The organism is Rhizobium rhizogenes NBRC 13257, from assembly GCF_000696095.1.
Taxonomy (GTDB): Bacteria; Pseudomonadota; Alphaproteobacteria; order Rhizobiales; family Rhizobiaceae; genus Rhizobium; species Rhizobium rhizogenes.
This window is the reverse complement of record NZ_BAYX01000006.1, coordinates 466,697-476,106: the sequence shown is the minus strand read 5'-3', so window position 1 is coordinate 476,106 and position 9,410 is coordinate 466,697. Positions and strand designations below refer to the sequence as shown.

The window sequence follows — 9,410 nt, the reverse complement described above, 5'->3', positions numbered from 1 at the left end:
AGTCAGAACTTTGGCGCGCTCTTGCCGGCTGCCCGATACGCGGCAATGACGGTATTGGCCATCAGCATGGCGATGGTCATCGGCCCGACACCACCGGGAACCGGTGTGATCACGGCGGCTACGTCGGAGGCTTCGGCAAAGGCGACATCGCCAACCAGCCGCGTCTTGCCCTCGCCGCGCTCAGGAGCGGCAATCCGATTGACGCCGACATCGATGACGGTGGCGCCCGGCTTGATCCAGTCGGCCTTCACCATCTGCGGCTGGCCGACAGCCGCCACCAGAATATCCGCCGTGCGGGCAACGGTCGGCAGATCCTTGGTGCGGGAGTGTGCCGTGGTTACCGTCGCATTGGCGTTGAGGAGAAGCTGCGCCATCGGCTTGCCGAACAGGTTGGAGCGGCCGATGACCACGGCATTCAGACCCGACAGGTCCTCGCCGTGGATGCGGCGCACCAAAAGCATGGCACCGGCCGGGGTGCAGGAGATCAGACCGGTTGCCAGATCGCCGGTGGCAAGCTTGCCGGCATTGACCACATGCAGTCCGTCGACATCCTTCTCAGGCCGGATCGACTGGATGATCGGCTCCGAGTTCAGATGCTTCGGCAGCGGCAGCTGCACCAGGATGCCATGGATGGATGGGTCTTCGTTCAGCGACTGCACCAGCTTTGCCAATTCCTCTTGCGTCGTCTCGGCCGGCAGCGTGTGCTGGATGGATTTGAAGCCGCACTCCTTGGCCATCCTGCTCTTCGAAGTCACATAGCTGTGGCTGGCCGGATCATCCCCGACGATCACCACCGCAAGACCGGCCTTCGTTCCGGTATCTCTTTCCAGCGCAGACGTTGCCGTCTTCACCGCCTCGATCACCGAAGCCGCCACCTGCTTGCCGTCGATCACGGTTGCCGCAGTCATCGCAGTCATGGCCTACCCCATCCTCTCGGAAGCATAGCTTCCCGGGCTTGCCGGGAAGACGATGGTGCGGTTGCCGTTGAGGAAGGTGCGGTAGTGGATATGGGCATGGATGGCGCGCGCCAGCACCTGGCTCTCCACATCCCGGCCGATCGAGACGTAATCGTCCGCCGACTGCGCATGCGTGATCCGCGCCGTGTCCTGCTCGATGATCGGCCCCTCGTCCAGATCGGCGGTGACGTAGTGCGCCGTCGCCCCGATCAGTTTTACACCGCGCTCATAGGCCTGCTTGTAGGGGTTTGCTCCCTTGAAGCTCGGCAGGAAGGAATGGTGGATATTGATGATCCGGCCCGACATCTTTTGGCACATCGAATCGGACAGGATCTGCATGTAGCGGGCGAGCACGATCAGCTCCGTGCCGGTCTGCTCGACCACCTCCATGATCCTGGCTTCCGCCTGTGGCTTGTTGGCCTTGGTCACCGGAATATGGTGGAAGGGGATATCGTGGTTGACCACCACCTTCTGGTATTCGAAATGATTGGAGACGACGCCGACGATGTCGATCGGCAGTGCGCCGATCTTCCAGCGGTAGAGCAGGTCGTTTAAACAATGACCGAAGCGCGACACCATCAACAGCACCTTCATGCGCTTCTGGGTGTCGTGGATCTCGACTTCCATCTCGAACTTGCCCGCGATCGGCTTGAAGCCCTCGACCAGCGCCTCCTGTCCGACCCCCTGCTCGGAGATGAAGCTCACCCGCATGAAGAACTTGCCGGTATCCAGATCGTCGAACTGGCTGGAGTCGACGATGTTGCAGCCCTGATCCGCCAGATAGTTGGCGATCGCTGCGACAATCCCGCGCGTCGAGTGGCAGGAAACCGTTAGAACGAACTTCTCCATGTTCATTTTCCTTCGTCGTCCTAGGCAGAATATCTACGTTAGGCCGAAGTTTCAGGCTCCGGCCCATGCGCTTATCCTATGGAATGCCTTGCTGCGCTCAGATATCGAGCGTGCTGTCGCGTTCCCACTGCGTGAAGTGCGAGCAGTAGGAATTCCACTCCTGATGCTTGAGCTTCAGGTAAGCGGCGGAGAATTCCGAGCCGATCGCTTCCTTCAGGCCCTCGTCCTCGTCATAGGCTCTGAGCGCATCGAGCAGGTTGAGCGGCAGGCGCGGCGCATCCTTCACCAGATGCCCTTCGGCATACATGTCGATGTCGTGATGCGGGCCGGGATCGGCCTTGTTGCGAATGCCATCGAGGCCGGCGGCGATGATGATCGCCTGGAGCAGATAGGGATTGACGGCACCGTCCGGCAGGCGCAGTTCGAAGCGGCCGGGGCCGGGCACGCGCACCATATGGGTGCGGTTGTTGCCGGTCCAGGTCACCGTATTCGGTGACCAGGTAGCGCCCGAAGTGGTGCGCGGTGCGTTGATGCGCTTGTAGGAATTGACCGTCGGATTGGTGATCGCAGCCAACGACGAGGCATGCTTCATGATGCCGCCGAGGAACTGCTTGCCCTGCGCCGAAAGACCGAATTCCGCTTCCCTGTCGGCAAAGACATTGGTCTTGCCGTCATTGCTCCACACGGAGATATGGCAATGGCAACCATTGCCGGTCAGGCCCTTGAAAGGCTTCGGCATGAAGGTGGCGCGCAGCCCGTGCTTTTCGGCTATCGACTTGACCATGAATTTGAAGAAGGAGTGCTTGTCGGCCGTCTTCAGCGCGTCGTCGAACTCCCAGTTCATCTCGAACTGGCCGTTGGCGTCCTCGTGGTCGTTCTGATAGGCGCCCCAGCCAAGTTCCAGCATGTAGTCGCAGATCTCGGCGATCACGTCATAACGACGCATCACCGCCTGCTGGTCGTAGCAGGGCTTTTCGGCGGTGTCGTATTCGTCCGAAATCTTCGAACCGTCAGCGGTGATCAGGAAGAATTCGGCTTCGACACCGGTCTTGACCCGCATACCCTCGGCTTCGGCCGACTTCACAAGCTTTTTCAGCACGTTGCGCGGCGCCTGGGCGACGAGCTCGCCATCCATCCACAAATCGGCGGCAACCCAGGCAACCTCTTTCTTCCAGGGGAGCTGGATGACGGAGGATGCATCCGGCACGGCAAACAGGTCCGGATGGGCGGGCGTCATGTCGAGCCAGGTGGCGAAACCGGCGAAGCCGGCGCCCTCTTCCTGCATCGCGGCAATCGCCTGCGCCGGCACCAACTTGGCGCGCTGGCCGGAAAACAGATCGGTATAGCTGATCATGAAGTATTTGATGCCTTTGTCTTTGGCAAAAGCAGCAAGGTCCAGTGTCATTCTCGTTCCCCTTTGGATTTCTTAGAGACACTTCGATTTTGATAGAATACCGCCGGGCTCTCTAACCCGGCGGTGAAAATTTAGTAGCCCCCTTTGCCCGGATACCAGCTCGTGCCGGCAAGCGGGATCTGCGCCATGGCGGCAGCTTCCATGGTCAGCGCGCACAGGTCTTCCGGCTCCAGATTATGAAGGTGGTTCTTGCCGCAGGCACGCGCAATCGTCTGTGCCTCGAGCGTCATGACCTTCAGATAATTGGCAAGACGACGGCCAGCAGCAACCGGATCGAGCCGCGCGGCGAGTTCCGGATCCTGCGTGGTGATGCCAGCCGGATCCTTGCCTTCGTGCCAGTCGTCATAGGCGCCGGCGGTGGTTCCGAGCTTCTGGTACTCCTCTTCCCAGCGCGGATCATTGTCGCCGATGGCGACCAGCGCCGCCGTACCGATGGCGACGGCATCGGCACCAAGCGCAAGCGCCTTTGCCACATCAGCACCGGAACGAATGCCGCCGGAGATAATCAGTTGCACCTTGCGGTGCATGCCGAGATCCTGAAGCGCCTGAACGGCCGGGCGAATGCAGGCGAGCGTCGGCATGCCAACGTTTTCGATGAAGACGTCCTGGGTCGCCGCCGTACCGCCCTGCATGCCGTCGAGAACAACGACATCGGCACCGGCCTTCACCGCCAAAGCCGTGTCGTAATAGGGACGCGCGCCGCCAACCTTGACGTAAATCGGCTTTTCCCAATCGGTGATTTCGCGCAGTTCCATGATCTTGATCTCAAGATCGTCGGGGCCGGTCCAGTCCGGGTGACGGCAGGCCGAGCGCTGGTCGATGCCCTTCGGCAGATTGCGCATATGGGCGACGCGATCGGAAATCTTCTGGCCGAGCAGCATGCCGCCGCCGCCGGGCTTTGCGCCCTGGCCGACCACCACTTCGATTGCATCCGCACGACGCAGGTCTTTCGGGTTCATGCCGTAGCGCGACGGAAGATACTGATAGACGAGGGTCTGCGAATGGCCGCGTTCTTCATTGGTCATTCCACCGTCGCCGGTCGTGGTCGATGTGCCCGCAAGCGTGGCGCCGCGACCAAGCGCTTCCTTGGCATTGCCAGAGAGAGCGCCGAAGCTCATGCCGGCAATGGTAATCGGGGTCTTCAGCGTAATGGGCTTCTTGGCAAAGCGGCTGCCGAGAACCACCGTCGTGTCGCACTTCTCGCGATAACCTTCGAGCGGATAGCGCGAGATCGATGCACCGAGGAAAAGAAGATCGTCGAAATGCGGGACCTTGCGCTTCGTGCCGGCGCCGCGAATATCGTAGATGCCGGTTGCCGCCGCGCGGCGGATCTCGGCCAGCGTATGGTCGTCGAAGGTGGCGGACTTGCGCGGCGGCGTCAGAGGATTGTGATAGCTCATGATATTCCTTTCGCCTCAGTACGCGTCGGCATTGTCGATGTTGAAATTGTAGAGCTTGCGCGCCGATCCGTAGCGCTTGAACTCTTCCGGCTTGACGCCGCTGACGCCGGCCTTATCGAGAAGCTCGGAAAGCTTTGCGAGATGCTCGGGGCGCATCTCCTTTTCGATGCAGTCCGAGCCGAGGCTCTTGACCGAGCCACGCACGAAAAGCTTGGCTTCATAAAGGCTGTCGCCCAGCGCATCACCGGCATCGCCGAGCACGACCAGATGGCCGGACTGTCCCATGAAGGCAGACATATGGCCGATATTGCCGTGCACGACGATATCGATACCCTTCATCGAGATGCCGCAACGGGACGCCGCGTTGCCCTTGATGACCAGCAGGCCGCCCTGACCGGTCGCCCCCGCATACTGGCTCGCATCGCCTTCGATGACAACGGTGCCCGACATCATGTTCTCGGCAACGCCCGGGCCGGCCGAGCCGTGTACGGTGACGTTGCCGCCATCGTTCATGCCAGCACAATAATAGCCGACAGATCCTTTGACATCGACGGTCACGGGAGCGTCGATACCGACGGCAACAGCATGATGGCCACGCGGATTGACAACCTCGAAGGCAGTATCGTTGGCGCCTGCCGCAAGGCCGTGGAGAGCGCTGTTGAGGTCACGCAGCGGTGTGACGGAAAGATCGAAAACTGGCATAAAAAACTCTCTCGATTGCGCCGACCCTGGACTAGGCAGCCTTTTCGTGATCCCAGAAATAGACGGTGGCCGGCTCCGGCTCCCAGATGCGGGCATCCTCGATGCCGGGCAGGTTGACGAGCGCGCGATATTCAGAGCCGAACGCGACGTAGCGATCGGTCTCGGCCATGACGGCCGGCTTGCAGGCGATGGGATCGCGAACGACGCCGAAGCCGGATTTGGTGCCGACGACGAAGGTGAAGAAACCGTCGAGATCGTCCAGCGCGCCGGTCAATGCCTCGCCCAGATCCTTGCCCTTGGCCATCTCGGCCGTCAGATAGGCGGCGGCAACCTCGGTGTCGTTCTGGGTCTCGAAGGTCATGCCTTCGCGCACGAGTTCGCGGCGCAGGTTGTTGTGGTTCGACAGCGAGCCGTTATGGACCAGGCACTGATCCGAGCCCGTCGAAAAAGGATGGGCGCCGAGCGTCGTGACGGCGGATTCGGTCGCCATGCGGGTATGACCGATGCCGTGCGTTCCGGACATGGAGGCGACGCCGAAACGGGAGACGACGTCCTTCGGCAGGCCGGTTTCCTTGTAGATCTCGATGGCGTCGCCGCTGCTCATCACCCGGACATCCGGCCGCAGCGATGCGATCGCGGCGCGACCCTCATCGAGCTTGTCCTTCGCAAGCGTAACAACGGCATGCGTGCTCTTCACCTCAATCGACACCGGTGCGTCGAGTGCCCGCCGGAGGCCCTGCTCAAGGCCGTCGAAGTCCTTTGCCGGATGGGCCGACTGGATTGTGATTTTTGCTTTGTTCCCGTTCGCGCCGCCGTAAATTGCGATGCCGGCGCTGTCGGGGCCACGGTCCGTCATCGTCACCAGCATGGACGAGAGAAGCAAGCCGAGTTCCGGCTCCAGGCTTTTATCCTTCAGGAAGAGACCCACAATTCCGCACATGATCAGACCCTCCATTTCGCGTCTGCAAAATGACTAGCAGGTCCAATTTCAAATTTCAACTGGCAAGAATAATATTTTCTTTTAAAGCAAGTCAGTCGCTCTTGCCGCGCTGTGGATAGCTGATGATCGAGAGATATCGGCTGGGCAGTTTCACCAGCACTTCCGGCCCATGCGGCGCGTCGGCGTCGAAGAACAGGCTGTCGCCCGGCTGCATCTGGAAAAGCTGGTCGCCATGGCGATAGACCACCTCGCCTTCGAGCATATAGAGAAACTCCATGCCCTCGTGCTGGAAGGTCGGGAAGACGTCGGAATCGGTCGTCAGCGTGATGAGATAGGGTTCGACGATGACGCCGCTCGAATTGTTGTCGATGTGGCCGAGCAGATTATATTGATGACCGGCGCGCGTGCCGCGTCGTTCCAGCTCTATGCCTTGTCCCGCCTTGACGAAGACGGCATTGCGCGGCTCCTCGTAGCGGCGGAAGAAGGCCGTCAGCGGCACGCCGAGGGCGCGGGAGAGCGATTGCAGCGTCGTCAGCGACGGTGAGATATTGCCGTTTTCAATCTTCGACAGCATGCCGAGCGAAATCCCGGTCGATGCCGCAAGGTCGGTCACGGTGATGCCGAGCTTCTTGCGATAGGCGCGCACCTCATGGCCGATCGCCATCTCCAGATTGTTTTCCTTCGGCTCGCGAACCGCGTGCGGGTCCTGCAACAAGGCCGGCCGTGCGCCGTGAGGATGCTCCTCGTCCGTGGTCTTCTCCGGCTTCGTCTTCATTCACGATCCTTTGCTGCAACGCGTCATCGCAGTCACCCTATCGTCGCAGTGAAATTTCCTCAACCATGAAGAAAGTCAGGGCTTACGAATATTGCTGGGTGCCGCGCCATAGGCGCTGCGATAGACCCGGGAGAAATGCGCGCCGCTGGAAAAACCGGTGGCGATGGCGATTTCAGAGATCGAAAGCGGGCTCTGCTCCAGGAGACGCCGGGCATGCTGGAGCCTGATTCGGCGATATTGATCGAGGAAAGTGGAGCCGAGATGAGCCGCAAACAGCCGGTCGAGATGGCGCGGCGTGACGCCGGCGATCCGGGCCATGGCGGTGCGGCCGAGCGGTGTCTCGATCGTCTCCTCCATCTTCTCCAGCACGCTGAGGAGGCCAGGGTGATGCACCCCGTAGCGCTCGGCAAGCGAGCCGCGCTGCGGCGCCGTCGGTTCGCCGACCTCCGTGTGCAAGTACCAGTCGCTGACGCGACGGGCGAAATCCGGGCCCATGCGCTCGGAAATCAACACATGCATCATATCGAGCGGCGCGATGCCGCCGCCGCAGGTGATGCGGTTTCCATCAACGACGAAGCGGGCTTGGCGCGGCGAAAGCGCGGGAAAGGCTTCGAGCAGCGCCGGCGCATGCTCCCAATGGATGGTGAAGTCGCGCTCGGCAAGCAGCCCGGCTTCAGCCAGCAGATAAGGGCCACCGGAAATGCCGCCAATACGCACACCCTCGCGCGCCAATTGCCTGAGACAGGCGAATACCGCCGGATAATGCCAGTCGCGCGGCGAACCACCGGCGCAGACGAAGACGGTGCCAAGCCCGGAGCCACGGACAGGAAGCGGATCGGCGGGCACCGGTACGCCGCCGGAAGACAGAGCCGGCGCGCCATCCGGCGAGAAGCTTGAGAGGTGGTAGATCTCCCGCCCCGCCAGAAGATTGGCGGCGCGCAGCGGTTCGGTCGCCGAGGCGTAAGACATCAGGGCGAATCCTGGGATCAGGATGAAGCCGATATGCTGGACGTTTTTTGCATCAATCGATGACATGTCCTTTTTCTATTCACAAAGGTCCTAAATGGGCAAGTGGATAGCTGTCCTTCTGTCATCATGAAGCGGTTCTTTCGGAGCCATTCATGCGCTATTCCGCTCTTTCCATTTTCCTCAACGGCCTTCGCGGCAATACCGGCTGGGCTCCCGCCTGGCGCCAGCCCGAGCCAAAGCCGCATTACGACGTCATCATCGTTGGCGGCGGCGGCCATGGGCTGGCGACGGCCTATTACCTCGCCAAGACCTTCGGCATCACCAATGTCGCCGTTTTGGAAAAGGGCTATCTCGGCTCCGGCAATATCGGCCGCAACACGACGATCATCCGCTCCAACTACCTGCTGCCCGGCAATAATCCGTTCTACGAGCTGTCGATGAAGCTCTGGGAAGGGCTGGAGCAGGATTTCAATTTCAACGCCATGGTCTCGCAGCGCGGCGTGCTCAATCTCTTCCACTCGGATGCACAGCGCGACGCCTATACCCGGCGCGGCAACGCCATGCGCCTGCATGGCGTCGATGCCGAATTCCTCGACAGGGCGGCGGTGCGCCGGAAGCTCCCCTTCCTCGATTTCGACAATGCCCGTTTCCCGATCATGGGTGGCCTGTTCCAGCCACGCGGCGGCACGGTGCGTCACGATGCAGTCGCCTGGGGCTATGCGCGTGGCGCCGACAGCCGCGGCGTCGATATCATCACCGGCTGTGAGGTGACGGGCATTCGCAGCGAGAACGGCCGGGTAACCGGCGTCGAGACCAGCAAGGGCTTCATCGGCTGCGGCAAGCTGGCGCTGGCGGCGGCCGGCAACTCCACCGTCGTCGCCGATATGGCCGGCCTGCGCCTGCCGATCGAAAGCCATGTGCTGCAAGCCTTCGTCTCCGAGGGGCTGAAGCCTTTTATCGACACGGTCGTCACCTTCGGCGCCGGCCATTTCTACGTCTCGCAGTCGGACAAGGGCGGCCTCGTCTTCGGCGGCGACATCGATGGTTACAATTCCTATGCGCAGCGCGGCAATCTCGCAACCGTCGAGCATGTCGCCGAGGCCGGCGTCGCCCTGATCCCGTCGCTCACCCGCGTGCGTTACCTGCGCTCATGGGGTGGCGTCATGGACATGAGCATGGACGGATCGCCGATCATCGACCGCACCCATATCGACAACCTCTATCTGAATGCCGGCTGGTGCTACGGCGGCTTCAAAGCGACGCCGGCCTCCGGCTATTGCTACGCCCATCTGATCGCCCGCAACGAGCCGCATGAGACCGCCCGGGAGCTGCGCCTCGACCGCTTCCGGCGCGGCTATCAGCTCGACGAAAAGGGCGTCGGCGCCCAGCCGAACCTGCATTGAGG

Annotated in this window: 9 protein-coding genes; 1 reads left to right on the top strand and 8 read right to left on the bottom strand. The window is 61.4% G+C overall.

Translation table 11 applies throughout. The features are described 5' to 3' along the window. Window positions 1-2 precede the first annotated feature (2 nt). The 8 genes from folD to RRH01S_RS16275 form a co-directional block, all read right to left on the bottom strand. Window positions 3-908, bottom strand: a complete 906-nt coding sequence (gene folD, locus RRH01S_RS16310) for a bifunctional methylenetetrahydrofolate dehydrogenase/methenyltetrahydrofolate cyclohydrolase FolD (protein WP_042473102.1) — start codon at window positions 906-908, stop codon at window positions 3-5. 12 nt (window positions 909-920) lie between these two features. Beyond that, complete coding sequence (gene purU, locus RRH01S_RS16305) at window positions 921-1,805, bottom strand: formyltetrahydrofolate deformylase (protein ID WP_042473042.1); 885 nt, start codon at window positions 1,803-1,805, stop codon at window positions 921-923. Between the two features lie 97 nt (window positions 1,806-1,902). Beyond that, window positions 1,903-3,210: a type III glutamate--ammonia ligase gene (gene glnT / locus RRH01S_RS16300; protein ID WP_007698461.1), complete on the bottom strand. Its 1,308-nt coding sequence runs from the start codon at window positions 3,208-3,210 to the stop codon at window positions 1,903-1,905. Between the two features lie 80 nt (window positions 3,211-3,290). Next, the gene (locus tag RRH01S_RS16295; RefSeq protein WP_007698458.1) at window positions 3,291-4,619 is read right to left on the bottom strand and encodes an FMN-binding glutamate synthase family protein; all 1,329 of its coding nucleotides are present in this window, start codon (window positions 4,617-4,619) and stop codon (window positions 3,291-3,293) included. A 15-nt stretch (window positions 4,620-4,634) separates the two neighbouring features. After that, on the bottom strand, window positions 4,635-5,321 hold the full coding sequence (locus RRH01S_RS16290; RefSeq protein ID WP_007698441.1) for a GltB/FmdC/FwdC-like GXGXG domain-containing protein: 687 nt from the start codon (window positions 5,319-5,321) through the stop codon (window positions 4,635-4,637). A 31-nt stretch (window positions 5,322-5,352) separates the two neighbouring features. Then, window positions 5,353-6,261: a class II glutamine amidotransferase gene (locus tag RRH01S_RS16285; protein WP_042473099.1), complete on the bottom strand. Its 909-nt coding sequence runs from the start codon at window positions 6,259-6,261 to the stop codon at window positions 5,353-5,355. A gap of 91 nt (window positions 6,262-6,352) precedes the next feature. Continuing rightward, window positions 6,353-7,036, bottom strand: a complete 684-nt coding sequence (locus RRH01S_RS16280) for a helix-turn-helix domain-containing protein (RefSeq protein WP_007698434.1) — start codon at window positions 7,034-7,036, stop codon at window positions 6,353-6,355. 75 nt (window positions 7,037-7,111) lie between these two features. Next, complete coding sequence (locus tag RRH01S_RS16275; RefSeq protein WP_042473036.1) at window positions 7,112-8,071, bottom strand: GlxA family transcriptional regulator; 960 nt, start codon at window positions 8,069-8,071, stop codon at window positions 7,112-7,114. A gap of 86 nt (window positions 8,072-8,157) precedes the next feature. Here RRH01S_RS16275 and RRH01S_RS16270 point away from each other — a divergent pair, with 86 nt between their 5' ends. Continuing rightward, complete coding sequence (locus RRH01S_RS16270; RefSeq protein WP_034523100.1) at window positions 8,158-9,408, top strand: sarcosine oxidase subunit beta family protein; 1,251 nt, start codon at window positions 8,158-8,160, stop codon at window positions 9,406-9,408. The last annotated feature ends 2 nt before the right edge of the window (window positions 9,409-9,410 follow it).

Bases quoted from the DNA above. Each gene is read 5' to 3' on its own strand.
- folD (WP_042473102.1), bottom strand. From the start codon at position 908: ATGACTGCGGCAACCGTGATCGACGGCAAGCAGGTGGCGGCTTCGGTG.
- purU (WP_042473042.1), bottom strand. From the start codon at position 1,805: ATGGAGAAGTTCGTTCTAACGGTTTCCTGCCACTCGACGCGCGGGATT.
- glnT (WP_007698461.1), bottom strand. From the start codon at position 3,210: ATGACACTGGACCTTGCTGCTTTTGCCAAAGACAAAGGCATCAAATAC.
- RRH01S_RS16295 (WP_007698458.1), bottom strand. From the start codon at position 4,619: ATGAGCTATCACAATCCTCTGACGCCGCCGCGCAAGTCCGCCACCTTC.
- RRH01S_RS16290 (WP_007698441.1), bottom strand. From the start codon at position 5,321: ATGCCAGTTTTCGATCTTTCCGTCACACCGCTGCGTGACCTCAACAGC.
- RRH01S_RS16285 (WP_042473099.1), bottom strand. From the start codon at position 6,261: ATGTGCGGAATTGTGGGTCTCTTCCTGAAGGATAAAAGCCTGGAGCCG.
- RRH01S_RS16280 (WP_007698434.1), bottom strand. From the start codon at position 7,036: ATGAAGACGAAGCCGGAGAAGACCACGGACGAGGAGCATCCTCACGGC.
- RRH01S_RS16275 (WP_042473036.1), bottom strand. From the start codon at position 8,071: ATGTCATCGATTGATGCAAAAAACGTCCAGCATATCGGCTTCATCCTG.
- RRH01S_RS16270 (WP_034523100.1), top strand. From the start codon at position 8,158: ATGCGCTATTCCGCTCTTTCCATTTTCCTCAACGGCCTTCGCGGCAAT.